The sequence below is a fragment of the Pseudomonas sp. AL 58 genome (assembly GCF_036348395.1).
Taxonomy (GTDB): domain Bacteria; phylum Pseudomonadota; class Gammaproteobacteria; order Pseudomonadales; family Pseudomonadaceae; genus Aquipseudomonas; species Aquipseudomonas defluvii.
In genome coordinates this window covers 354,148-378,672 of sequence record NZ_JAZBQR010000003.1, presented here as the reverse complement: position 1 = coordinate 378,672, position 24,525 = coordinate 354,148, and the positions used below count along the sequence as shown (strand labels likewise).

The window sequence follows — 24,525 nt, the reverse complement described above, 5'->3', positions numbered from 1 at the left end:
TCATTTCAAGGTCTGGCGCAGCAGCAAGGTGCCGCTGCGCTGGGTAAATTCAAGTCGTTTCAGGGCACTCATGCCCAACAGCACCTGCTCGCCGCCTAGCCCCGGCACCACCAGGGCACGCACATCGAGCAAGCGAATATCGCCCAACTGCAGTTCGTCCAGCCGCGTGCGGTAACCCTCTGTACGGCCATTGGCAGTGCTCAGGGTGACCGGAGCGCCGCGCTCAAGACCGAGCCGGGTTGCCAGACGCTCGGGGATGGCCACATCGGTCGCCCCGGTATCCAGCATAAAATGCACCGCCTGACCATTGATCTGGCCATCGGCGACGAAGTGACCCTGGCCATTACCGACCAGTTGCACCTCGATGTAATCCTCGCCCCGCACCGAACTGACGACCTTGTTCGGGTTTTCCTGACGCTGCTCCCACTGCCCGAAAAAGCGTGTCGCCAGAAACAGACCGGCGGCCCACGCCAGTATCAGGAACACCCGACCGGCACGCTTGCCCGGGGCCTGGCTCATGGCTTGGCGCTCCAACCGTCCTTGGGCGCAGCAAAACGCCAGACGATCGGGCGGCTTTCGCCATCGGCACGGCTGCCACCATTGTTATCCAGGCCTACCCAGGCACCTTCAGCGTCGATCACCAACGCTTCAGCCAGGCCGAAGGGTTGTGAATAGCGACGCGGCTCCGTCAAAGCTTCAGCAGCAAACGACCAGCAGCGCTCGACCACAGCCGTGGCCGGGTCTCGGCGGCAGATTCGAAACGCATTGCGTTCCAGGGTGAACAGCTTGTCATTGAACAACGCCAGGTCGGCAAAATCACGCTCCCAGGCTTTCGCGTTGGGCATCTGCGCCGGCTGAAGTTCAGCCCCGCCTTCACTGAGCAATACACAACCGCCATTGCAGTCCCAGGTCGTCTGCTGTCGTTTAATCAACAGCAGACCGCGCCTTTCGCGCTCGGCAGCCAGCCAGATACGGTCACCGGACGGGTTGACGGCAAGCCCCTCAAACAAGGCATTGAAGTGCAGCAGCATGCCACTGCCACGGGCCTGACGAATAACGCCGGGGTCAATTTTCAACCAGTTTGGCGCACCATCAACCGGCACCTGAAGTACGGCCGCATGGGCCTCGCTGACCAGGTACTTGTTGCCAGTGGCGTCACAGCTCACGGCTTCGAAATCAATCGAGCCACCCCGTACCCAGGACGCAGCCCAATTACGCATGCGCACTCCCCAAGGCAATGCGCTGTTCGGCGCAGGGGGCAACACCATCGTGCTAGCGATGGACTGCCAGACGGGCGCCGAGGTGTCCAGGCGGTACAGCAGGTCATCATCACGATCCGAAATCGCCCACAGGTCCTTGCCACACAAGGCCAGGCCCGAGAGGTTGCCGCCACGCATGCCGTCGACAGGATGCTCGGCCTGGAGTGTCAGTTCCGGCCAGGGCGCAGCCAGCGTCGGCAAGGCGAAAAGCAGCAGCACGCTCGCCAACAGCGAACGAATCAAGCCATGACCTCGGCCAGATTCCCTTTGGTTTCCAGCCAGTTTTTGCGGTCGCCCGCACGCTTCTTGGCCAGCAGCATGTCCATGATCTCGCTGGTTTGCGCGAAATCATCCAGCGTCAGTTGAACCAGGCGCCGGGTGTTTGGGTCCATCGTGGTTTCGCGCAGTTGTGGCGGGTTCATCTCACCCAGACCTTTGAAGCGCGTCACTTGAGGCTTGCCACGCTTCTTCTCGGCGACCAGGCGATCGAGAATGCCATCGCGCTCCGCCTCGTCGAGGGCGTAGTAGATCTCCTTGCCCAGGTCGATCCGGTACAACGGCGGCATGGCGACGTAGACATGGCCCGCCTCGACCAGCGGGCGGAAGTGCTGAACGAACAACGCGCACAGCAAGGTGGCGATATGCAGGCCGTCGGAGTCGGCGTCGGCCAGGATGCAGATCTTGCCGTAACGCAGTTGGCTCATGTCACTGGCACCTGGATCGACACCAATGGCGACTGCAATGTTGTGCACTTCCTGGCTAGCCAGGACTTCACCACCATCGACCTCCCAGGTATTGAGGATCTTCCCGCGCAACGGCAGGATCGCCTGGAACTCCTTGTCCCGTGCCTGCTTGGCCGAGCCGCCTGCCGAATCACCCTCGACCAGGAACAGTTCAGCGCGCATCGGGTCCTGCCCGGCGCAGTCAGCAAGCTTGCCGGGCAGGGCCGGCCCTTGAGTGACACGCTTGCGCTCAACCTTCTTGCTCGCCTTGAGGCGACGCCCGGCGTTACTGATCGCCAGTTCGGCCAGTTGCATGCCCAGCTCTGGGTGGGCGTTGAGCCACAGGCTGAAGGCATCCTTGACCACGCCGGAGACAAACGCAGCCGCCTCGCGTGAGGACAGGCGTTCCTTGGTCTGCCCGGAGAACTGCGGTTCCTGCATTTTCATCGAGAGCACAAAGGTAATGCGCTCCCAGACATCTTCAGGCGCCAGCTTGACCCCACGCGGCAGCAGGTTGCGGAACTCGCAGAACTCCCGCATGGCGTCGAGCAGACCCTGACGCAGGCCGTTGACGTGGGTACCGCCCTGGGCGGTCGGGATCAGGTTGACGTAGCTTTCCTGAACGCTGTCGCCGCCTTCGGGCAGCCACAGCAAGGCCCAGTCCACGGCTTCCTTGTTACCGGCCAGGCTGCCGCAGAACGGTTCGTCCGGCAGACGCAGGTAGTCGCTGACCGAGTCGACCAGGTAGGAACGCAGGCCGTCTTCGTAGTGCCACTCGACTTTCTCACCACTGGCCTTGTCCTCGAAGCTGACCAGCAACCCCGGGCACAACACCGCCTTGGCCTTGAGCACATGCTTGAGGCGGCTGATGGAGAACTTCGGCGAGTCGAAGTACTTTGGATCGGGCGCGAAGTAGACGCTGGTACCCGTGTTGCGCTTGCCGACCGTACCGACCACTTCCAGCTCGCTGGCCTTGTAGCCGTCGGCGAAGGTCATCTGGTACTCGTTGCCATCACGCTTGACCTTGACCCGAACCTGGCTGGACAAGGCGTTGACCACCGAAATACCGACCCCATGCAAACCGCCGGAGAACTGGTAGTTCTTATTGGAAAACTTACCGCCCGCGTGCAGTTTGGTCAGGATCAGCTCGACCCCGCTGACCCCTTCTTCAGGGTGGATGTCCACCGGCATGCCACGACCGTCATCCGAGACTTCCAGAGAATGGTCGGCGTGCAGGATTACCTGAACCGACTTGGCGTGCCCGGCCAAGGCCTCGTCGACACTGTTGTCGATGACTTCCTGAGCAAGGTGGTTCGGCCGGCTGGTATCGGTGTACATGCCCGGGCGCTTGCGCACAGGGTCAAGGCCGGAGAGGACTTCGATGGCGTCTGCGTTATAGGCGCTAGCGCTGGGATTGGCCATGGGTTCTCGTCGTCATTCGTAGGTAAAAATAAGCAATCAAAATACAGAAAAATCGAGCGTTTGATACTGTTTCGGCGCAATTCCTGCAAAGTTCAGCAAGGCCGGCAAACGTTCGGCGAAGCCCTGGAAGCTATGGTCGCCCCCTGCCTGGATCCGCAAGGCGCATGCCCGGTAGAAGGCTTCGGCACGGCGATAATCAAGGGTTTCATCAGCGGTCTGCAACCAGACCTGGAAGCGCTCGGCATCGCGTGGCGGGGCCACTTCCAGTTCAGCCAGTGCATGCACATGATCGACCGTCAGTTCCCATGTTTCACCGGTGTAGAGGTTCTGCTGGCTACCCAGGTAGCCGTCGAACAACTGGTGCGGATTGACTGCCGGGTTAATCAACAGGGCCTTCAGACCGTGGCGCTCGGCCAGGCTGGTCGCATAGTAGCCGCCGAGTGAGCTGCCGACCAGTAATGGCGCACCGAGTTCGGCGATGGCTGCTTCCAGTTGCGCGATTGCCTCACGGGGATGGTGGTGCAGCGCCGGAACCTGAAGCTGTTCCTCCAAGCCCAGCTGCTGCATGACCGCCACCAACTGAGTGGCCTTTTTCGATGACGGCGCGCTATTGAACCCGTGGATATAAAGAATCGAACCCGACATACCACCCCCGCGCATCGACATGGCCCGCACTGCGGGCGCAAAAGCATGCAGTTTAGCGTGTCCGGCGGGCGTTGGATCAGCTTTGGAGACTTCGCAACACTTTGTACTCAGTAACCCGTGCTACCGTAGTCCACCGTGAAGGCAAAATCGCTGACACGGGACACGCCGGTATCGATCTGACCGTTGCCGTGGAGTCGCAACCAGCGGTACCCCGGCGCCTGTGCGCCTACGGTGAAGTCTTCGCTGCCTGGCTCGAACTGAATACAGGTGGACGGTGAGGCGAGCAGACGAATGTCACCACGCTGTTCATCCCACTCCTGATGGACATGCCCCCAGAGTACTGCCCTGACCTGTGGATAACGCTCAAGTACGGCGAACAGGGCATCGCCATTACGCAGGCCGATCGGCGCCAACCAGGCGCAGTCAATCGAGACCGGATGATGATGCAGGCAGACCAGATGATGGCGCTCGGGCGCCGTGGCCAGCGCCTGCTCAAGCAATTGCAGTTGATCATCGGCCAGCAGGCCTGGCACGGCACCCGACACCGCCGAATTGAGCAGAATGACCCGCCAGGCGCCGATATCCATGACCGGTTCAAGCGCATCCGAGCCTTGCGCGGCCTGCGCCATGGGCAAGGGCTCGTCATGATTGCCCGCCAACCAGCGTACCGGTGCAGAAATTTGCTCGCTCATCTGGCGAAACCGCTCGTAGGACGCCTGCGTACCGTCCTGGGACAGATCGCCCGTTGCCAACACCAGATCGATACGTGGCTGCTCGTTCAGCACCTGCCCGATGACCCGCTGCAGGCTGTCACCGGTGTTCATGCCAAGCAGCGTGCTGCCTTCATCGGCAAACAGATGACTGTCGGAAAGCTGGACCAGTAGCACTGAGGCATCACTGGTGGAAGTCGATTGAGGCTGCAAGGCTCGCTCCTGGGGCGGATTCGGCACGATTATGGTGGCGACGAAACGTCGGAGCAAACCCGTTACACGACCGGCTTCACATTTTTAACGTACCGCCGCCAACTCGTGTCCACAGGCCAGGCAGTGGCTCAGCCACTCACCGAGGAACAGGTTGAGCTGAGCCTTTTCATCCGGCTGATGCATCTGCGTGTTCGGATAAGGGTAGATGCTGCGAAAGCGTCGGGCATGCTCAGCGCTGACCACTTCAGCCATGCGCGCATCATGATAGACCTGCACCTCCAACTGCGGCACCGGCAACCAGGGCAGGCTGTGTTCCTGACGTACACGGAGCGTGGTGGTGTAAGGACAGGCAAGGACAACATCGAGCACCAGAACGCCAAGCATCTGGTCGCCCTGGGTCATACCGATACGGCGCGAGCTTTGGGTGTTGCGCATATCCGGCAACAGCCGCATCAGGCGCGCATAGTTGGCCTCGCAGGCAGCCTGCAAGCCCACCAGATCGACCCGATAGCGCTCACGCAACAGATTCACGACCATAGCCCCCTGACTTCATCGCGGTTCAACGCCAACCATTGCAAGGCAATGATGCTTGCCGCGTTGATGATTTGCCCATCGCGCACGGCCTGAAGGGCATCCTCGAATGCCCAGACCTTCACGCGAATATCTTCGCCCTCAGCCTCCAAACCGTACAAGCCACCCGCCCCCACGCTGCTGCAACGGCCAAGGTACAAATGAACGTACTCATCACTGCCGCCCGGCGATGGAAAATACCGCGTCATGGGCCACAGGGCAGTGAACTTCAGGCCAGCTTCCTCCTCGGCTTCGCGGTGTGCAACTTCTTCCGGTTGTTCGTCCTTGTCGATCAGACCAGCAACCAGTTCTATCAGCCAAGGGTTCTCAACCTTGCCTATGGCACCGACGCGAAACTGCTCGATCAGCACTACTTCATCACGCTGCGGGTCGTACGGCAGCACACACACGGCATCGTGACGCACAAACAGCTCACGGCTTATCTCCCGCCCCATGCCGCCTGCGAACAGCTCATGACGCAGGCGCACCTTATCGAGCCGGTAAAAGCCCTTGTAGCAGTTGTCCCGTTGAACGATCTCAACGGCGCTGGGCACAGCACTAGCCTTGTCTGTCATGGAAATCCTCATTGCTTCGGTGTACCGCTTGGCGCCATCCTAACGCGCACTCGGCCAGCTTTCACCTCTTTAAAGATACCGGCGAGGCTGCGAGGATAGGCAGCCCGCTGGTCTATTCAGCTTAGTGGCGAACCGAAGGCGCCGCCGACGGTCAAAGCCCGATTACCTTAGCCTTACAGGGACCATCATGACGCTTGCGAAACTGACTTCCGTGGCCGTACTGGCACTGGCGCTGGGCGCTTGCCAAAGCGTGTTCCAGCCCAACATGCGTACGCCACTGGAGGTCAAACGCGAGGCCTGGGAACACATCAAGCCAGGCTGCAACAACACCGACTGCCCGCTGGTAAACATCGACACGATTCACTTCCCGGCACAGCCAAAGCTGGATGCACTCGTCGAGCGACGCCTGTTGCAAATGACCCAGGACAACAACCGCACAGCACTGCCTGCCTCGCTCAAAGCCTACGAAGAACAGTTTTTGCGTGACGCAGAAAGCCGCAACAGCAGCTACCTGCAAGCCAAGGTACGCGAACAGCATGACGGACTGGTGATCATTGAACTGTCCAGCTACCTGGACACCGGCGGCGCCCACGGTATGCCCGGACGCGGCTTCATCAACTACTCGCGCCAACAGGACAAGGTGCTGACGTTGCAGGACATGCTCCTGCCTGGCCAGGAGGAGGCCTTCTGGCAGCAGGCGCAACTGGCTCACAAGAGCTGGCTGGCGAGCGTCAAGATGGATCAGGACCCGGAGTTCGTGCAAACCTGGCCCTTCCGCAAGACCCCACACATTGCCCTGACGTACGGCGCGCTGATACTCAAATATGAGGTCTACACCATCGCGCCCTACTCCATGGGCCACACTGAGCTGAAGATCCCTTACCCGCGCCTGAACGGCATCCTCAAGCCGGAGCTTTTTCCTGGCCGCGGCTGAATACGCCCACTGAAAGCCCGTACAACAACCCTGCCGACAGCAATGCCGGCAGGGTTGCGCCGACTTCAGGGGAGTAATTCGCCAACAGGTGGTAGATCAGCACACCGCCACACCAGGCCAGCAACGCCCCCCAGTGCAGTGCCCGTATGCTGATGTCCGCACGGCGACGGCGCCAGATGAAGTGATCCACCAGCACGACGCCAAACAGCGGGGCAAACACCGAGCCAATCAGCAACAAGAAGTTCTGGTACTGCGCCAGTGGCGCCAAACACGCGATCAGTGTGCACACCAGGCCGATGACCAAGGCCAGATGCTCGACTTTCAAGGGCAGCAGCAGGCCTGTCGAAACAGCGGCCGAGTGAATGTCGGCAAACGCGTTTTCCGACTCGTCCAGCAGAATCAATAACAAGGGAATGCCCAGGCCAGCGCCGGCCAGGGCCAACAGCAGTGCATTGGTTTCACCGCTTGGGGCAAATGCCAGGGTGTACGCTACGCCCAGGCTCATCAGCCAGAAATTACCGATAAAAAAGCCGAGCGCCGTGCCACCGAACACCCGCGAAGCACGCTGACCGAAACGCGAGTAGTCGGCAATCAACGGCAGCCAGGACAACGGCATCGCAATCGCGATATCAAAACCCAGTGCAAATGACAGCGAACCATCTCCCGTACGTTGCCAGAGGCTGGCCAGATCTGCCTTGGCGAACAGGTTCCAGGTCAGCCACAGGCAGGCACCCAGCAGCAACCAGATGCCCCACTTGCGCAGGATCCGCCGTACGAAGGTCAACGGGCCACTGACGGCCAGCAAGGTCGCCAGGCCACCAAAGAACAGCGTCCAAAGCAACGGACCGGCCCAGAGGCTCCCGTCACCGAACGCCCGCGCCCCTAACAAGCTAGCGGCATCGCGCATCACAATGATCTCGAACGCGCCCCAACCGATCAGTTGCAGCAGGTTCAACAGTGCCGGCAAAGCCGCCCCCTGCCGCCCCAGGCTCAACCGCAAAGCGGCCATGGCCGAGAGGCCGGTATCACTGCCGATGACGCCGACCGCCGCCAGCAACAACACGCCCACGGCCGTGCCGAGGATAATCGCCAGTAACGCACCCGCAAGCCCCAGCCCCGGACCAAGCAAGGCGCCGGTCTGCAGCACCATCAGGCCAATGCCAAGGGAAAACCACAGGGAAAACAGGTCACGTGCACCGAAGGTACGCTGATGACTGGGAACAGGATGGTCGGGGGAGTAGTGGCTGGATGTGCTCACGGCGATGGTCTCGACAGGGAGAGAGTCAGGTAGTCGTTTGAATCCCATTGCGGCCAAGCCAACCCCCACAGGCACCGGCATGTGCAGTGTCTGTAGGGGTTGGCCTGGTTGCGAGGCGGTGCGCATGGCGCGCCGCCCCAGGGTGTCCTTAGACCTTTTTGTACAACTGGCTGCCTTCCTGGCGGAACCGCTCGGCCTGCTCACGCATGCCTTCCTCGACCGATACATCCAGCGCTTCGATGCGTTGGTTGGCGGCGTACTCGCGCACTTCCTGAGTGATCTTCATCGAGCAGAACTTCGGCCCGCACATGGAGCAGAAGTGCGCGACCTTGGCCGAATCCTTCGGCAGGGTTTCGTCATGGAAGCTGCGTGCAGTGTCCGGGTCCAGGCCAAGGTTGAACTGGTCTTCCCAACGAAACTCGAAGCGCGCCTTGGACAAGGCATTGTCACGGATTTGCGCCCCCGGATGGCCCTTGGCAAGGTCGGCAGCATGCGCAGCGATCTTGTAAGTAATGATGCCGGTCTTGACGTCATCCTTGTTCGGCAGGCCCAAGTGTTCTTTCGGCGTCACATAGCAGAGCATGGCGCAGCCAAACCAGCCGATCATCGCCGCACCGATACCGGAGGTGATGTGGTCATAGCCAGGAGCGATGTCCGTGGTCAGTGGGCCGAGGGTATAGAACGGCGCCTCGTCGCAGCACTCCAGCTGCTTGTCCATGTTCTCTTTGATCAACTGCATCGGCACGTGGCCAGGGCCTTCGATCATGCACTGAACGTCATGTTTCCAGGCAATCTTGGTCAGCTCGCCAAGGGTTTCCAGCTCACCGAACTGCGCTTCGTCGTTGGCGTCGGCAATCGAGCCCGGACGCAGGCCGTCACCCAGCGAGAAGCTGACGTCGTAGGCCTTCATGATTTCGCAAATTTCGTCGAAATGGGTGTAGAGGAAGTTTTCCTTGTGGTGCGCCAGGCACCACTTGGCCATGATCGAACCACCACGGCTGACGATACCGGTCACACGTTTGGCGGTCAGTGGCACGTAACGCAGCAGCACGCCGGCGTGGATGGTGAAGTAGTCCACGCCCTGCTCGGCCTGCTCGATCAAGGTGTCACGGAACAGTTCCCAGGTCAGGTCCTCGGCGACACCGTTGACCTTCTCCAATGCCTGGTAGATCGGCACAGTACCGATCGGAACCGGCGAGTTGCGGATGATCCACTCGCGGGTTTCATGAATGTGCTTGCCGGTGGACAGGTCCATGACAGTGTCCGAACCCCAGCGAATACCCCAGGTCAGCTTGGCCACTTCTTCTTCAATGGACGAGCCCAGGGCACTGTTGCCAATGTTGCCGTTGATCTTCACCAGGAAGTTACGGCCGATGATCATCGGTTCCAGTTCAACGTGGTTGATGTTGGCCGGAATGATCGCACGGCCACGGGCGATTTCCTCGCGGACGAACTCAGGGGTGATCTCTTTCGGAATACTGGCACCGAAGCTGTGACCGGCGTGCTGCTGGTTGAGCAGGCCTGCGGCACGGGCTTCTTGCAGCTTCATGTTTTCGCGAAGGGCAACGTACTCCATCTCGGCCGTGATGATGCCCTTGCGCGCATAGTGCATCTGGCTGACGTTGGCACCGGCCTTGGCCCGACGCGGGTTTTTGACGTGGGCAAAACGCAGTGCGGTCAGCTCCGGGTCACTCAGGCGTTGCTGGCCGAAATGCGAGCTGAGGCCGTCGAGGCGCTCGGTGTCGCCACGGGCTTCGATCCAGGCCGAGCGCACGTCGCCCAGGCCTTTACGCACATCGATCACCACGTTCGGGTCGGTGTAAGGGCCCGAAGTATCGTAGACCAGCACCGGAGCGTTAGGCTCGCCACCGAAGTCGGTCGGCGTATCGTCCAGGCTGATTTCACGCATCGGCACACGAATGTCAGGGCGCGAGCCTTCGACATAAATTTTTCGCGAACGGGTAAAAGGTTGCACGGACTGCTGATCGACCTGAGCCGATTCACTCAGGTTGGCGTATTTTTCTTGTTTACTCATCACAGGCTCTCCAGACGGCATCCAGCGGTGGAATGTCGGAGTGAACCTGAAAGGCACGGACGCACCTGGACTGGTGCTGTGCCATAGTCGGCGATGCCTGGCAGCCTGAAGCTGACTCGACATTCCCGGACCCTGGCACAAGAGGGCTCGCGGGAAGGCGAGCAATCTTGTTCCCTACGCAGGCGCTAACCTGATCAGGTTCAACGGGATCCGGAATTATCCGATCTCAGCCTCAACACAAGGCACCCCGACAAGAACCGGGTCAGTCTAGACTGGAGTGACGCGTAAAGCCACCACTGTAAAACTGCGTACGATCAATGGCGGATATGGCAGATTGTTGCAACATGTCAGCGCAACTACACTGCACTACGCTCTGAACTAAGCGACTATCTAACTCGTTCAAGGATTGCCCTATGCTGCGCAAACTTTCACTGGCCCTTGCCGTGTCTTGTGCTACCAACGGAATGGCCTGGGCAGCAGAAGCGCCCTTGTCCGCAAAGACCGACCTGGTCAGCGTCTATCAAGAAGCAGTCAACAATAACGCCGATCTGGCAGCGGCCCAGGCCAACTACGGTGCTCGCCGCGAAGTCGTACCGCAGGCGCGTGCCGGGCTACTGCCAAACCTCTCGGCCGGGGCCGAGATGCAGAGCAGCCGCACCCAGTTCGATGAACCCTCGACCACCGCCAACCGCAGTGGCAACTCGTGGCAAGCGACCCTGTCGCAGCCGATTTTCCGTGCCGACCGCTGGTTCCAGTTACAAGCGGCACAGGCCGTCAATGAACAAGCGGCACTGGAGCTTTCGGCTACCGAACAGAATCTGATTCTGCAGAGTGCAGACAGCTATTTCAGCGTGCTGCGTGCCCAGGACAATCTGGCGGCGACCAAGGCCGAGGAAGCCGCGTTCAAGCGCCAACTGGACCAATCCAACGAACGCTTTGACGTGGGCCTGTCGGACAAGACCGACGTACTGCAGTCCCAGGCCAGTTATGACACGGCGCGGGCCAACCGGATCCTTGCCCAACGTCAGGTCGAAGACGCCTTCCAGGCACTGATCACCCTGACCAACCGTGAGTACAACGCGATCCAGGGCATCGTCCATACCCTGCCCGTGCAGGTGCCGGTTCCGAACGACGCCACCGCCTGGGTCGACACCGCCGCACGGCAGAACCTGACCTTGCAGGCGACCAACTATGCCGTCAGCGCCGCGGAGGAAACCCTGCGTCAACGCAAGGCAGGGCATGCCCCGACGCTCGATGCAGTGGCCAACTATCAGAAAGGCGACAACGACAACCTGGGGTTCAGCAACCCAACGCCGGGTGTTCGATACGGAGGCGATGTCGAACAACGCAGCATTGGCCTGCAGTTGAACATTCCGATCTACAGTGGCGGGCTGACCAGCTCGCAGGTGCGTGAGGCCTACCAGCGCCTGAACCAGACTGAACAGCAACGCGAGAGCCTGCGCCGCCAAGTGGTGGAAAACACCCGCAACCTGCACCGCGCAGTGAACACCGATGTGGAGCAGGTGCAAGCGCGCAAGCAGTCGATCATCTCCAACCAGAGCGCACTGGAAGCGACCGAGATCGGCTACCAGGTCGGGACACGCAACATCGTCGACGTACTCGATGCCCAGCGTCAGCTGTACACCTCGGTGCGGGACTACAACAACACCCGCTACGACTACATCCTCGACAACCTGCGCCTCAAGCAAGCCGCTGGCACACTGAGCCCGCAGGACCTGCAAGACCTGACGCGCTACCTGAAAGCCGACTACAACCCGGACAAGGACTTCCTGCCGCCGGACCTGGCCAAGGCCGCACAAGCGAACTTCGAGCGCCGCCCCTGACCGCATCACCGGCAAGCCGCACACGGGACCGCAATGGACCGTGCTGGCGCGCCGGTGACACCCTCAGAACAACCGCGCCAACCCGTCCAGCAAGCGCTGCAATGCACCCTGGTTGGCGCGCATCACTGACAACCCCGCATCACCCATGCGCCGAGCGTCGATTGGCAATTCAATCAAGCGGCGCACCTGTGCAGCCAGGCCTTGCGCGTCGTCCACTTCCTGCAAAGCCCCCGCTTCACGCAACATCGCTGCGATTTCCAGAAAGTTGAACAGGTGCGGCCCACTGAGCACCGGCTTGGACAAGGCCGCCGGTTCCAGGACGTTATGCCCGCCATTGGCGACCAGGCTACCGCCGACGAAGGCAATGTCTGCCAACGCATACAGGAACAGCAACTCGCCCATGGTGTCACCGAGCAGTACCTGGGTTTGTTCAGTGACCGCTTCGCCACTGGAGCGGCGCTGTGTCACACACTGCTGCTGACAGAGCTCGAACACAGCGCTGAATCGCTCTGGGTGACGGGGCACGAGAATCAGCAAGGCGTCGGCGTGGTGTTCCAGCAGTTGCCGGTGCGCCTGCAGAATGATCGCGTCTTCGCCCTCATGGGTACTCGCCGCGATCCATACTGGGCGCCGATCCGCCTGCCACTGTGCACGTAACTGGCCGGCACGGACCAACAGCTGAGGATCGATGCTCAGGTCGAACTTGATCGACCCGGTAACCTCAACACATTCGGGACGGGCGCCCAACTGACGGAAACGCTCGGCCTCGGCCTCGGTCTGAACCGCAATCAGGCTCATCTGCGCCAGCATCGGCTGGGTCAGCCTGGCAAATCGCCCGTAGCCACGCGCAGAGCGCTCAGACAACCGGGCATTGGCCAAGGCCACCGGTATACCTCGTTTGGCGCACTGGTTGATGTGGTTGGGCCAGAGCTCGGTTTCCATGATCACCGCCAGGCGCGGCTGTACGTGATCCAGAAAACGTGCCGCCGCCCAGGGCAGATCGTACGGCAGGTAGCAGTGCTGAACGCGCGGCTCATCGGCAAACATCGCCCTGACCCGCTCGGAGCCGGTCGGGGTCATGCACGTGATGGTGATGGGCAGCTGTGGATAACGTTTGAGCAAGGCCCGCACCATCGGCGCTGCAGCAATACTTTCGCCCACCGACACGGCATGCACCCAGATGCCGCCGGTCTGCATCGGTGCAAGGCCCTTGGCAAAGCGCTCGCCGATACGCTTCGCATAGGCTGGCGCCTTGCGCGAGCGCAGGTACAGGCGCAGCGCGACCAGCGGCAGGCCCAGGTGAAACAACAGGGTATAAAGGGTTCTGTTCATGGCGCCGCAGTGTACTAGCCAATGGCGCGCAAGTGCAGTGCGAAGCGTTCAGCCAACCACTGTGCGGCCGGCCCCAGAGGCTCATCCCGCCGCCATGCCAGTTCCACCACCAATGCTGGCGGCGTCCATTCGCTGGCCAACTCGACCATCTGCGTCTGGTAAGTCGGGTACTGCACCACATGCCGGGGCAACCAGGCCCATCCCAGACCTCGCATCAGCAACTCGGCGATGGCGTAGAAACTGTCTGCACGCCAGATCTGCGGGCTGATCGGCTCACCACCGGGGTAGCCGCTCTCCTGAGGGGCAATCAACAACTGACGGTGCTGCGCCAATTGCTGCCGACTGACCCACGGCAGTTGCGCCAACGGGTGATGGATCGCACACACCGTGACCATCTCGACGCTACCCAACGCCCGACGTTCCAGCGCGGCAGGCATATGGTCATGATGGAACAGCAACCCAAGGTCTGCCCGACGCTCAACCAACTTGCGCGCTACATCCCCCTGCGCCCCGCTGGCCAACTGCACTTCAAGCAGCGGAAAACGCTGGGCCAGTTCATCCAGGCTGTCGATCACCGGCTGATAAGGCATGGCCTCATCCTGGGCCACACGCAATTGCGCCTCCTGCCCGCGCATCAGCGCCAGGGCCCGGCCATCCAGGCGCTCGCATTGGCGCAACAGTTCGCGGGCGTCCTCCAGCAACGCCGCGCCTGCTTCGGTCAGGCGCGGTTGGCGGCCGCTACTGCGCTCGAACAGAACGACCCCCAGGTCCTCTTCCAACAAGGCAATGCCACTGCTGATCGCCGACTGCGCCTTGCGCTGCTCACGGGCAACAGCGGAAAACGAGCGCAACTCCGCCACGCGCACGAACAGCCGCACCTGCTCCAGACTCCACTGCTCGCTCATCGCAACCTATCTCCAATATAGATAGCTAATGACTTTACCGCATTCGACCATCCTCTAGAATGCCCACCAACTACGGAGGACACCCACCATGAATGCCTACACCTACCTCGCTATTGCCATCTTCGCGGAAGTCATTGCCACCGCCTCCATGAAAGCTGTCAAAGGCCTGAGCACACCACTGCCCCTGCTGCTGATGGTCTGTGGGTATGCCGTGGCGTTCTGGATGCTGACCCTGGTCGTGCGCAGCATTCCGGTGGGTATCGCGTACGCAATCTGGTCAGGGCTGGGTATCGTCCTGATCAGCATCGCCGCATTGCTTCTCTATGGCCAAAAGCTCGATACCCCCGCCATCCTGGGCATGGCGATGATTGTCGGCGGCGTGGTAGTAATTCAGGTGTTCTCAAAAACCGCCGGGCATTGATGCCAGGCAGGGTGCAAACCGCCGCAGGCTGTATACTGCGCTCCTGTCCCAGCTTGTGAGGTTTGTACATGCCATCGGTTATTTCTACCGACGTCCTGATTGTCGGCGCAGGGGTCGCAGGCCTCTGGCTCAATGCGCGCCTGCGTCGTCAGGGCTATTCGACGGTTCTGGTAGAGCGCGACAGCCTCGGTGGCGGGCAAACCCTGAAATCCCAGGGGATCATCCATGGCGGCGCCAAGTACGCCCTGCACGGCGCCCTGACCGGTGCCTCGGAAGCTATTGCCGACATGCCTCGGCGCTGGCGCGAAGCCCTGGCCGGTAGCGGCGAACTGGACCTGTCCGGCGTGCGCCTGCTGTCAGAAGCGCACTACCTGTGGTCCCCGGGTACCCTGGCGGGCAATCTCACCAGTTTCTTTGCCAGCAAGGCCGTGCGCGGCCGGGTCGATCAGGTCAAGGGCGAGCAGCTGCCACCTGCCCTGCAGGATCGCGCCTTCAAAGGCAAAGTCTACCGCCTGGCCGAACTGGTCATTGATGTACCCAGCCTGCTCGATCGCCTGGCGACCCTGGCCGGTGACAGCCTGCTCGCCGGTGAGCGGATCGAGCCGTTGCGCGAAGGCGATGAACTGGTCGGCCTGCGGGTCGATGGCCGCGAGATCCGTGCGCAGCGCGTAGTGCTGAGCGCGGGCGCCGGCAACGCCGAACTGCTCACGGCACTTGGCCTTAGCCAGCCGGCCATGCAAACACGCCCCCTGCACATGGTGCTGGCCAAAGGGCCAAGCCTGAAACCCCTCTATGCCCATTGCCTCGGTGGCGGCCCCAAACCACGCGTCACCGTCACCACCCACCCGGCGGCCGATGGCCAGTGGGTGTGGTACCTGGGCGGCGACCTTGCAGAAGCAGACGGCGTTGCACGCGAACCGGATGCACAGGTCGCGGCAGCGAAGAAGGAAGTGGCCAGCCTGCTACCCTGGGTCGATCTCAGTCAGGTGCGCTGGGCAACCCTGCGGGTTGATCGGGCAGAGCCGGCACAATCAGGACTGGTACGCCCAGACAACGCCTTCCTCGCCGAGCAGCAACGCTTGTTGGTCGGCTGGCCAACCAAACTGGCGCTGGCACCCGACTTCGCCGATCGCGTAATGGCCAGCCTGACGCGCGACGGTATTACGCCCGGGGCCTGTAGCACACTGCCGGAACTGCCAAAGCCGCCCATTGCCCCACCTGTCTGGGAACAGTTGCTGCCATGAACCAAGCCACCCTGCATGACCTGCACCGCCCGCTGGGCAGCCTGGGCCTGATGGTCTCGCCACTGGGCCTGGGCACCGTCAAACTGGGCCGCGACCAAGGCGTGAAATACCCCAACGGCTTCACGATCCCGGATGACCGTGAAGCCCGTCAGTTGCTCGACCAGGCCCGCGACCTGGGCATCAACCTGATCGACACAGCACCCGCCTATGGCCGCAGCGAAGAACGCCTTGGCCCGCTGCTGCGTGGCCAGCGGCATGAGTGGGTGATCGTCAGCAAAGTGGGCGAAGAGTTCGACAACGGCCTTTCGAGTTTCAACTTCAGCGCGGCCCATACCCGCCTCTCGGTCGAGCGCAGCCTGACGCGCCTGGAAACCGACTGTATCGACCTGGTACTGGTGCACTCTGACGGCAACGATCTGCATATCCTTGAGCAGGAAGGCGTTTACGAAGCCCTCGCGCAGCTCAAGCAGGAAGGCAAGATCCGCGGCTTTGGCCTCTCCGGAAAAACCGTCGCCGGTGGTTTGAAGGCTCTGGAACAAGGCGATTGCGCCATGGTCACCTACAATCTCAACGAGCAGGGCGAACGACCGGTGCTGGACTATGCCGCCGCGCACGGCAAAGCCATTCTGGTGAAGAAGGCACTGGCCAGCGGCCATGTCTGCCTGCACGCGGACGAAGATCCCGTACGTGCCAGCTTTGAGCTACTGTTTGCCCATCCCGGCGTCAGCAGTGCTATTGTCGGCACCATCAACCCCGTACACCTGGCCCATAACGTGGCCACCGTTGCCCAGGTATTAAGCAAGCGCTGAGCCGCCGTCGCGGCCGACCCCAACGCAAGAAGGAGCCGACATGCCGCGAACGCTGATCCGCAAGAACCCCAGCAACTTCAAGACACTGCCGCTCCATGTCGAAGCCAGCCCGGAAGGGCTGAGCTACCAGAGCATCGGCAAACCGCTGAATTTTGCCCAGACCCTGCAGCGGCGCAAACCCATCCAGTTGGGCGATCACCAACACTTCGTGGCCGAGCTGGCCAACCTCGGGGTGTCGGTGCGACTGACGCTGCAATGGCAGAACCGCGACTATTGGGTACTGGTGCGCCAGCGCCGTCAGGACCGGGGCGATGTCGTGCTCAAGCTGATCTCCGGTTATGTCCCCGCTCAGGAACTGAACCTGCCGCTGCACACTGCGATACAGGAAGTGGCCGAGGAATGCCTGCTGGAGACGCCCGAGGGGTGGCTGAGTGGACGCTTCAACGAAACCTGGTTACCGGCGCCCTATGCTGAAGCCCTGCACTACCGTGACGCCCTGCCCTTTGTCGTGACGCCACTTTCAGGTGCCGCACGGCCCGTACGCTGCGCCAACCTGCAACTGTTGGAACGGCCACGGGCCTATGTGCATCTACCCACGGCGTCGCTACAACTGGTCTATGACCTGCGCCTTCAGGTACCCAAGGAAGCGAGGTCGCTGAGCCTGTTCCACGTCGACGAACGCCTGGAAGGCGACCAACTGGTCGCTCGGCTAAATCGCAGCCGACCCGACCTTTACCTGATGCCACTCGAAGACGGACGACCCCTGGCTGAGCTCTACACGCTGAAGAAGGATCGTCTGAACCCGGCCAGCACCCGCGGCGTGTATCTGGCTGAGAGTTTTGCCCGGCAGGACGGCTGGGTCGTCAAGGAAGAGCGTATTCGCTGGAAGGACTGGCTCAGGCAGGAAGGCCTGAGCCCGGCCCGCAGCGAGTCTGGGCTGAGTCGCCTGACGGGCAAGGCCAGGCAACTGCTGCAGATGGCCCGTGGCAGCCTGCACAAGTAGCGCAGGCTGTTCGGGTCAGTTTTTGCGGATCTTCTCGACGATCGCTGTGGTCGAGCTGTTTTCCACCAGCCCCAACACCTTCACGGTTCCGCCGTAGGCCCTGACGATCTCGGCGCCGACCACCTGGTCAATACCATAGTCGCCACCTTTGACCAGCACGTCCGGCTTGAGCTGGCTGAGCAGGTTCTCCGGGGTCGCTTCAGGGAAGCTGATGACCCAGTCGACAGCACCCAGGCCTGCCAGCACTGCCATCCGCCGGTCCACGCTGTTGATCGGGCGACCTGGCCCTTTCAGGCGGCTGACCGATGCATCATCGTTTACCGCCACGATCAGTCGATCACCCTGGGCACGCGCCTGCTCCAGGTAGGTCACGTGGCCCGCGTGCAGAATGTCGAAACAGCCGTTGGTGAACACGATTTTCTCGTTGTGCGCCCGGGCATCATCGATGGCCAGCAGCAACTGCTCCAAGCCCAACACGCCGCGTTCGGAACCTTCCTCGCGCTGAATGGCGCGGCGCAGCTCCGGTGCACTGATGGCTGCAGTACCGAGCTTGCCCACCACGATACTGGCGGCCAGGTTAGCCAGGCCCACTGCCTGCGGAAGCGCTTCACCGGCCGCGATGGCCGCCGCCAGTGTGGAAATGACCGTATCGCCAGCACCGGTGACGTCGAAGACTTCACGCGCACGCGCAGGCAAGTGCAAGGCCGGTTGCTCTGGACGCAGCAGGGTCATGCCATGCTCGCCACGAGTCACCAGCAACGCACCCAATTCAAGTTCGCGCATCAACTGACTGCCCTTGGCGACCAACTCGGTCTCGTCAGCGCAACGTCCAACGATGGCCTCGAACTCGCTCAGGTTGGGCGTGATCAGGCTGGCACCACGGTAGATGGAGAAATCCTTGCCCTTGGGATCAGCCAACACCGGAATACCTTTGGCACGGGCGGCCTGGATCAGGCTTTGATGGTTCTTCAACGCACCCTTGCCGTAGTCCGACAACACCAGCACCTTGACGCCGTCCAGCAAGGCATCAACTTCGGCACCGAGCGACAACGGGTCGGTGGCGAAAGGTTCTTCAAAGTCGATACGCAGCAACTGCTGGTGACGACTCATCACCCGCAATTTGACGATGGTCGGCTGATGGGCAATACGCTGGAAGATCGAACGGACACCGGCCGCCTTCAGGCTATTGGTCAAGCTGTCGGCCGCTTCGTCCTGGCCGGTAACGCCGATCAGCAACGCCGGCGCACCCAGCGCAGCAATGTTCAAGGCAACGTTCGCTGCACCGCCCGGGCGGTCCTCGATCTGTTCGACCTTGACCACCGGCACCGGGGCCTCAGGCGAAATACGTGAGGTGCCGCCATGCCAGTAGCGGTCGAGCATGACATCGCCGACCACCAATACCGGGGCTTGATCGAAACGCGGCATGGACAACTTCATGGGTAACCCATATACAAAATGAACAGGGGCGGAATATTAGCACAGGCGAAACAGAGGCTTGATTGCCGCCGCACACGCGGGCGCTCACACGCCGATTGGCAGCCGGGGCACAGCAGGCCCCGGCATTCATGCATCAGGTGATGTCGGCCTTGCTTGGCTCGTCCAGCCCCATCGCATGCAGGCGGGCGTAATAGCCGTTCTCCGCGATCAACTGGCTGTGTGTACCGCGCTCGACGATACGCCCCTGATCCATCACGAGAATCAGGTTGGCCTTTTCGATGGTCGACAGTCGGTGGGCGATCACCAGGGTGGTTCGACCTTTCATGACCTGATCCAGCGCAGCCTGAATGTGCCGCTCCGACTCGGTATCCAGCGCCGAGGTTGCCTCGTCAAGAATCAACAGCGGGGCATTCTTGAGCAATGCCCGAGCAATTGCCAGGCGCTGACGCTGGCCACCAGACAACAGCACGCCGTTCTCACCGACCTCGGTGTCGAAACCATGCGGCAACTGCTCGATGAAGTCCTTGGCATAGGCGTCGGCAGCCGCTGCTTCGATCTGCTCACGCGGTGCTCCGGCCAGGTCGCCATAGGCGATGTTGTTGGCCACAGTATCGTTGAACAAGGTGACGTGCTGGGTGACCTGGGCAATGTGCCGACGCAGGTTACGCAGGCGATACTCCTCGATTTCCACGCCGTCCAGCAGGATCTGGCCCTGCTCGTGGTTGTAGAACCGCGGAAGCAGGCTGGCGAGGGTCGACTTGCCGCTGCCGGAACGCCCCACCAGTGCGATCATCTGACCGGGCTCGGCACTGAAACTGATGTCATTGAGCACCTGACGCTCGGTGCCCGGGTAGGTAAAGCTCAGGTTGCGCACTTCAAGGCGACCGCTGACGCGCTCACGCTCCACCGTCCCAGTGTCACACTCGGGCTCAACATCCAACTGCTCGAAAATACTCTCGGCCCCGGCCACACCCTTCTGGATGGTCGAGCTGACTTCCGACAACTGGCGAATCGGCTTGGGCAACAAGCCCGCGGCAGTAATGTAAGCCACCAGATCACCGGCAGAAGCATCTCCGCGCAAGAACAGCACCAGGAACATCAGCACGGCCATGGCCGAATAGATCACCAATTGCAGCATTGGTGTATAGATCGCACCGGTCTTGGTCATCCGCAGCTGTTTGTTGGTGTTGGTCTGGCTGGCATTGGCAAACCGCTCCTGCTCATAGCGCTCACCACCAAAACTGCGCACCACGCGATAGCCTTGAATGGTTTCCGAAGCGACATGGGTCACATCCCCCATCGCCACCTGGATTTTCTTGCTCTGCTTGCGGAATTTCTTGCTGGCGGTACCGACCATGACTGCAATAAGCGGCAGGATCGCCAGCATGACCAGCGTCAGCTTCCAGTTCATCCACAACAGGTAGATGAACAGGAAAACAACGGTCAGGCCTTCGCGAATCACCACCTTGATCGCATCGGTCGCCGCCCCCGTGACCATGGTCACGTTGAAGGTAATCCGCGAGATCAGATGGCCGGAGTTGTGGCTGTCGAAGTAGCGATTGGGCAGAACCAGCAGATTGTTGAACAGCTCAACCCGCAGGTCATGCACCAGGCCAAGGGAGACCTTGGCCAGAAAGTAGTTACCCAGGAAGGAGCCAAGCCCCTGCCACGCGGCAATGGCCACGATCAGCAAGGGCACCGCCTGGAGCAACTGCAGGTCGCGCAGGTACGGCACATTGGGGAACAACACCGCTTCGGGGTTGCTCAAGCCGTCGACGAAGTATTTGAGAATGCCCGCCAGCATCGGCTGGGTCGAGGCAAAGATCACAAAGCCAACAATGCTCAGCAGGAAAATGCCTATATAAGGCTTCACATAGCTCAGCAGCCGAAAGTAAATTTTCAGACTGGAGCCCTGCTCCGCCTCTCGCGGTGTTTCAGCCATCTTCGAGCTCACTGTTCTGGTAGAACGGAAAATTTTATCACAGCCGACGTGATGGGCATGCCATCACAGGAACTCGGCTCACCGTAAAGCGCAATCACAGGCTCATGATGCCCGCGCTGCCAATGAATCAAAGCATCCTGCCATGGTGCATTCCTGAAGTTTTCGGCATTATGGCCTGTCATTTTGCGTGCCATTTTCAACAAGGCCTCAACCATGCAATGCTCCCGGCTCACTCAGGCCGACCTCGAACAGCTGATACTCGGCGCCCAGATCCTGGAGGCCGATAGCTTTGGCGCGAAAGTCTACCTGCTCGAGAACGGTAATATTCTTAAACTCTTCAGGCGCAAGCGTTTTTTCTCTTCGGCGCTGCTGCGACCCTACTCCCGTCGCTTCATCGACAATGCCGTACGCCTGGAAGCATTTGGCATCCCCACACTGCATGTACTAGCCCATTACCGACTCGACGAACCCGGCAAGACTGCAGTGCTGTACCGCCCGCTGCCCGGCAAGACCTTGCGCCAAATCAGCCAACAGCCCGGCTTCAGCTGGCAGAAAACGCTGCCGGAAATGGTGTCGCTGATTCGCAAGCTGCACCACTGCGGGATCTATTTTCGTTCACTGCACCTGGGCAATATCGTCGTGACACCCGACAGTCACCTGGGGCTCATCGACGTAGCGGACATGAAATTTCTCCGGGCACCCTTGCCTGAACGCATGATCAAACGCAACGTGCAGCATTTTGCCCGTTACCTGTCTCGCGAGCAGCTCAGCGAAGCGTTTCCACTCGTTGAGCTGGAACATGCGTTACTGGCCCGCTGAAGCAGACACCGGAGCCAGCAGATCGCGGGAGGTCTGGCTGAACGTTTGCCAGGCCTGCACGGGTGCCAAGGCTCGGTACTGGGCACTCGCTACCTCGACGACAGGTAGCGCAGCACAGCGCTCGATGGCCTGCGCCCATGCCTGGGTATCACCCACGGGCGCGTAGCATCCATCCTCGCCCAGTTGCTCGCGGAAAACGGCCAGATCGCTGCATAGCACCGGCACACCGGCCAGAACAGCCTCCTGCAGCACCAGGCCCAGCCCTTCCGAATAGGAGGGAATCAACACCCAGTCGAAAGCGCGATAGAGCTGATCACAGCCAGAAAAGTGCCCCGGCAGAATGACCTTCCCGAGCAGCCCGAGTCGCTCGACACGCGCTTCAAGATTCACGCGCTCAGCACCCTCACCAAGAATAAACAAACGCAGATCGGGGTGCGCCCTCGATGCCTGGGCAAAGGCATCGATCAGATAATCGAAACCCTTGCTAGCGACCAGACGCCCGACAGCGCCCATTACCCTGACCCCGTCCGTACTCACCCCCAGTGTCTGCCGAGCCTGTTCACGTGCGAACAGTGCGGCTTCAAAGCACGAGGGCTCAAGCGCACTGCGCAACACGGTCACCGGCAAGCCTGTCGTGCCTTGCAGTGCATCGGCAAGCGTGCGAGAAACGGCAACCAACGTCATCTGAGAGGTAGGGAGGGACTTGAGCAACGAGACATCGGCCGTACTCAGACGTGTCTCGCCATGAAAAAGGACGGCAACCCGGACACTGGGCAAGCTGCGCAGGACCGGGAGCAACAAGCGCGCTACACCCACACCGTCGAGCAGCACCGCACCGGCATCAGCCTCCAGCAAGGCCTTGCGAAAACGCGCGCGCAACCAAGGGCCAAGCAGTTTCCAGACGTGCCGCCCCTTGATCAAGCGCGGGGACAGGTTCCATTCCAGGCTTGGCGACCCAGCACTGTCGGACAAGGCACGGCCTTGCAGCAACCAGTTGATGACTGAAGTTCCGGGCGCCGCCAGCGAAAGAATCTGCTGATGGACCTTGTGCACTGAAACAAAAGGCGAGCCACCAGCCCACATGATGTTGATCACGTTCATGAGGCAGCACACTCTGCTTCACGCCATACGAAAATGACACAGGCGAACGCATCCACTGAAAAAGCCAATGTCATCTCCATTGATAAAATCCATTCCACACTTTACTGCACAATCCGAACAGCGCGCATGAACACGACGAATACATGACGCCAAAAAGGCAGGATATTGCCACAAACCGAGCGCCTGATGCGGAGCAGTTCTGCCCTTCGCCGCCTGCGCCTGGCTAACCCCTCAAGCGCAAAAGGCTCAGGTTGAAGTAATCGAAGACGTTACGCCGGCATGCCTGCTGAAACCAGGGCATACCGGCACATTGCCTGGGCCACTCAGAAACCCAGGCTTAGCCGTAGGCGCTGCCAACCGTTCAACGCCGGGCGAGGCCGAAGAGGCGGTTGCAACTGCTCGACAATGCTGCGTCCGACCTGAGCAAAACTGAAGCGCGAAACCGCAAGATCACGGCCGTTGACAGCAATACGCTGCGCCAGCGCAGGATCTGCACGCAGGATGTTCAACTTTTCCTGCAACTGGGGAATGCTGCCATACAGCACGACGTTGTGCATATCCTGCAAACCCAGCGCACGGTTTTCGGCATCGCCCTGATCGTAAGCGAGCAGTACGCAGCCACACGCCATGGCTTCGAAGTTCTTGATCATGTACTCGCCCATGCCAACATCAGCGCTTACAAAAAAACGAATCCGGTTAAGCGTATCGCAGTACTCTTCACCCGATTTTGTTCGGGTAACGACCAGATTTTCGACCTGAGCCAGTTCATCGAGCAAGGCTTTGCGACCGCTGTAGGCAACGCTGTTGGTGCTGCCAACGAATGCCAACTCGATGTCCCGCTCACGCCCCTGATCAGCCAGCAACTGCTGGTCATACCCCTTGGGCACGAACACCGCATCAAACCCTTCCTGCCGCAGACGCTCGCTGACCATGTAGCCGGAGCTGATCACGCGCGCCCAAGGCAGCTTGCGATAATGCTTGCTGAAAGCACCGGTGTACTTGCAGGGAATGTAATTCTGGTAAGCATCGTGCTCGAGGATGACCAGGTTGGGAACCGTACGAATGAAACCGACCTGCCGTATCTCCTGCTTGAAGCGCAGGAAGAAGATGATCCGGTCATACTGGCTGACGTCGATTTCACGGCGAAAGTACGCACGTAGATTGCGCTGATCGGCGCTGGTCAACCAACGCAGGTCGCACTCGCAATGCTCAGCAACCCCTTCGTACAAGCGATCCAGAATGGCCCGCTGTTCCTTCTGCACCAGAAATAGAACTTTCATTGTCTTCCTTACGGCGCATGCGCTACCGCTATCAATCACGCCCTG

The 24,525-nt window shown here is 60.7% G+C and carries 23 protein-coding genes and 1 riboswitch; of the genes, 7 read left to right on the top strand and 16 right to left on the bottom strand.

The features are described from left to right. From UIA24_RS04700 to UIA24_RS04670, 7 genes are all read right to left on the bottom strand, one after another. A complete protein-coding gene (locus tag UIA24_RS04700; protein ID WP_065758737.1) occupies positions 1–519 on the bottom strand; it encodes a retropepsin-like aspartic protease family protein in 519 nt (172 codons plus the stop codon). Next, the gene (locus UIA24_RS04695; RefSeq protein ID WP_177442389.1) at positions 516–1,502 is read right to left on the bottom strand and encodes an esterase-like activity of phytase family protein; all 987 of its coding nucleotides are present in this window, start codon (positions 1,500–1,502) and stop codon (positions 516–518) included. The genes UIA24_RS04700 and UIA24_RS04695 overlap by 4 nt, the downstream gene beginning before the upstream one ends. After that, on the bottom strand, positions 1,499–3,403 hold the full coding sequence (parE, locus tag UIA24_RS04690) for a DNA topoisomerase IV subunit B (RefSeq protein ID WP_065758735.1): 1,905 nt from the start codon (positions 3,401–3,403) through the stop codon (positions 1,499–1,501). Before parE ends, UIA24_RS04695 begins: the two co-directional genes overlap by 4 nt. A 36-nt stretch (positions 3,404–3,439) precedes the next feature. Continuing rightward, positions 3,440–4,048: a YqiA/YcfP family alpha/beta fold hydrolase gene (locus UIA24_RS04685; RefSeq protein WP_330522367.1), complete on the bottom strand. Its 609-nt coding sequence runs from the start codon at positions 4,046–4,048 to the stop codon at positions 3,440–3,442. Between the two features lie 107 nt (positions 4,049–4,155). Beyond that, on the bottom strand, positions 4,156–4,971 hold the full coding sequence (gene cpdA / locus UIA24_RS04680; protein WP_102052354.1) for a 3',5'-cyclic-AMP phosphodiesterase: 816 nt from the start codon (positions 4,969–4,971) through the stop codon (positions 4,156–4,158). Between the two features lie 84 nt (positions 4,972–5,055). Continuing rightward, the gene (locus UIA24_RS04675; RefSeq protein WP_065758732.1) at positions 5,056–5,508 is read right to left on the bottom strand and encodes a DUF1249 domain-containing protein; all 453 of its coding nucleotides are present in this window, start codon (positions 5,506–5,508) and stop codon (positions 5,056–5,058) included. Then, a complete protein-coding gene (locus tag UIA24_RS04670) occupies positions 5,499–6,116 on the bottom strand; it encodes an NUDIX domain-containing protein (protein WP_330522295.1) in 618 nt (205 codons plus the stop codon). The genes UIA24_RS04675 and UIA24_RS04670 overlap by 10 nt, the downstream gene beginning before the upstream one ends. A gap of 187 nt (positions 6,117–6,303) precedes the next feature. Here UIA24_RS04670 and UIA24_RS04665 point away from each other — a divergent pair, with 187 nt between their 5' ends. Continuing rightward, positions 6,304–7,050, top strand: a complete 747-nt coding sequence (locus tag UIA24_RS04665; protein WP_330522294.1) for an RsiV family protein — start codon at positions 6,304–6,306, stop codon at positions 7,048–7,050. On the opposite strand, the gene cytX is transcribed toward UIA24_RS04665, so the two are convergent. Beyond that, positions 7,019–8,356, bottom strand: a complete 1,338-nt coding sequence (cytX, locus tag UIA24_RS04660) for a putative hydroxymethylpyrimidine transporter CytX (RefSeq protein ID WP_442963005.1) — start codon at positions 8,354–8,356, stop codon at positions 7,019–7,021. The genes UIA24_RS04665 and cytX overlap by 32 nt on opposite strands. Before the next feature lie 100 nt (positions 8,357–8,456). Next, positions 8,457–10,343 carry a phosphomethylpyrimidine synthase ThiC gene (gene thiC, locus UIA24_RS04655; RefSeq protein WP_065758729.1) on the bottom strand — a complete coding sequence of 629 codons (1,887 nt, stop codon included), beginning with the start codon at positions 10,341–10,343 and terminating at the stop codon, positions 8,457–8,459. Between the two features lie 154 nt (positions 10,344–10,497). Beyond that, positions 10,498–10,603: riboswitch (TPP riboswitch) on the bottom strand. Positions 10,604–10,756: 153 nt separating this feature from the next. On the opposite strand from thiC, the gene UIA24_RS04650 reads away from it, so the two are divergent. Next, positions 10,757–12,187 (top strand): TolC family outer membrane protein, encoded by a 1,431-nt coding sequence (locus UIA24_RS04650; RefSeq protein WP_330522293.1) that lies wholly within the window; start codon positions 10,757–10,759, stop codon positions 12,185–12,187. A gap of 63 nt (positions 12,188–12,250) precedes the next feature. On the opposite strand, the gene waaA is transcribed toward UIA24_RS04650, so the two are convergent. After that, on the bottom strand, positions 12,251–13,519 hold the full coding sequence (gene waaA / locus UIA24_RS04645) for a lipid IV(A) 3-deoxy-D-manno-octulosonic acid transferase (protein ID WP_330522292.1): 1,269 nt from the start codon (positions 13,517–13,519) through the stop codon (positions 12,251–12,253). A 14-nt stretch (positions 13,520–13,533) separates the two neighbouring features. Beyond that, the gene (locus UIA24_RS04640) at positions 13,534–14,424 is read right to left on the bottom strand and encodes a LysR family transcriptional regulator (RefSeq protein WP_330522291.1); all 891 of its coding nucleotides are present in this window, start codon (positions 14,422–14,424) and stop codon (positions 13,534–13,536) included. Positions 14,425–14,512: 88 nt separating this feature from the next. Between UIA24_RS04640 and UIA24_RS04635 the strand changes: the two genes are divergently transcribed. The 4 genes from UIA24_RS04635 (at position 14,513) to UIA24_RS04620 (ending at position 17,901) form a co-directional block, all read left to right on the top strand. Next, positions 14,513–14,845, top strand: coding sequence for a DMT family transporter (locus tag UIA24_RS04635; RefSeq protein WP_065758725.1), 333 nt, complete (start codon positions 14,513–14,515; stop codon positions 14,843–14,845). Positions 14,846–14,913: 68 nt separating this feature from the next. Then, positions 14,914–16,089, top strand: a complete 1,176-nt coding sequence (locus tag UIA24_RS04630) for an NAD(P)/FAD-dependent oxidoreductase (RefSeq protein WP_065758724.1) — start codon at positions 14,914–14,916, stop codon at positions 16,087–16,089. Then, positions 16,086–16,898: an aldo/keto reductase gene (locus UIA24_RS04625; RefSeq protein ID WP_330522290.1), complete on the top strand. Its 813-nt coding sequence runs from the start codon at positions 16,086–16,088 to the stop codon at positions 16,896–16,898. The genes UIA24_RS04630 and UIA24_RS04625 overlap by 4 nt, the downstream gene beginning before the upstream one ends. A 40-nt stretch (positions 16,899–16,938) precedes the next feature. Next, on the top strand, positions 16,939–17,901 hold the full coding sequence (locus UIA24_RS04620; protein WP_330522289.1) for a metal ABC transporter ATPase: 963 nt from the start codon (positions 16,939–16,941) through the stop codon (positions 17,899–17,901). A 15-nt stretch (positions 17,902–17,916) separates the two neighbouring features. Here the strand turns inward: UIA24_RS04620 and hldE are convergent, their stop codons facing one another. The 3 genes from hldE to UIA24_RS04605 form a co-directional block, all read right to left on the bottom strand. After that, a complete protein-coding gene (hldE, locus tag UIA24_RS04615) occupies positions 17,917–19,338 on the bottom strand; it encodes a bifunctional D-glycero-beta-D-manno-heptose-7-phosphate kinase/D-glycero-beta-D-manno-heptose 1-phosphate adenylyltransferase HldE (RefSeq protein ID WP_065758721.1) in 1,422 nt (473 codons plus the stop codon). Positions 19,339–19,471: 133 nt separating this feature from the next. Further along, positions 19,472–21,280 carry a lipid A export permease/ATP-binding protein MsbA gene (gene msbA / locus UIA24_RS04610; RefSeq protein WP_330522288.1) on the bottom strand — a complete coding sequence of 603 codons (1,809 nt, stop codon included), beginning with the start codon at positions 21,278–21,280 and terminating at the stop codon, positions 19,472–19,474. 8 nt (positions 21,281–21,288) lie between these two features. Next, positions 21,289–21,495, bottom strand: coding sequence for a hypothetical protein (locus tag UIA24_RS04605; protein ID WP_330522287.1), 207 nt, complete (start codon positions 21,493–21,495; stop codon positions 21,289–21,291). Between UIA24_RS04605 and UIA24_RS04600 the strand changes: the two genes are divergently transcribed. Then, the gene (locus tag UIA24_RS04600) at positions 21,494–22,099 is read left to right on the top strand and encodes a lipopolysaccharide kinase InaA family protein (RefSeq protein ID WP_330522286.1); all 606 of its coding nucleotides are present in this window, start codon (positions 21,494–21,496) and stop codon (positions 22,097–22,099) included. The genes UIA24_RS04605 and UIA24_RS04600 overlap by 2 nt on opposite strands. Here UIA24_RS04600 and UIA24_RS04595 read toward each other — a convergent pair. Then, the gene (locus tag UIA24_RS04595; RefSeq protein WP_330522285.1) at positions 22,085–23,200 is read right to left on the bottom strand and encodes a glycosyltransferase family 4 protein; all 1,116 of its coding nucleotides are present in this window, start codon (positions 23,198–23,200) and stop codon (positions 22,085–22,087) included. The two genes, UIA24_RS04600 and UIA24_RS04595, sit on opposite strands and share 15 nt — an antisense overlap. A 323-nt stretch (positions 23,201–23,523) precedes the next feature. Next, positions 23,524–24,480 (bottom strand): glycosyltransferase, encoded by a 957-nt coding sequence (locus UIA24_RS04590; protein WP_330522284.1) that lies wholly within the window; start codon positions 24,478–24,480, stop codon positions 23,524–23,526. Between the last annotated feature and the right edge of the window lie 45 nt (positions 24,481–24,525).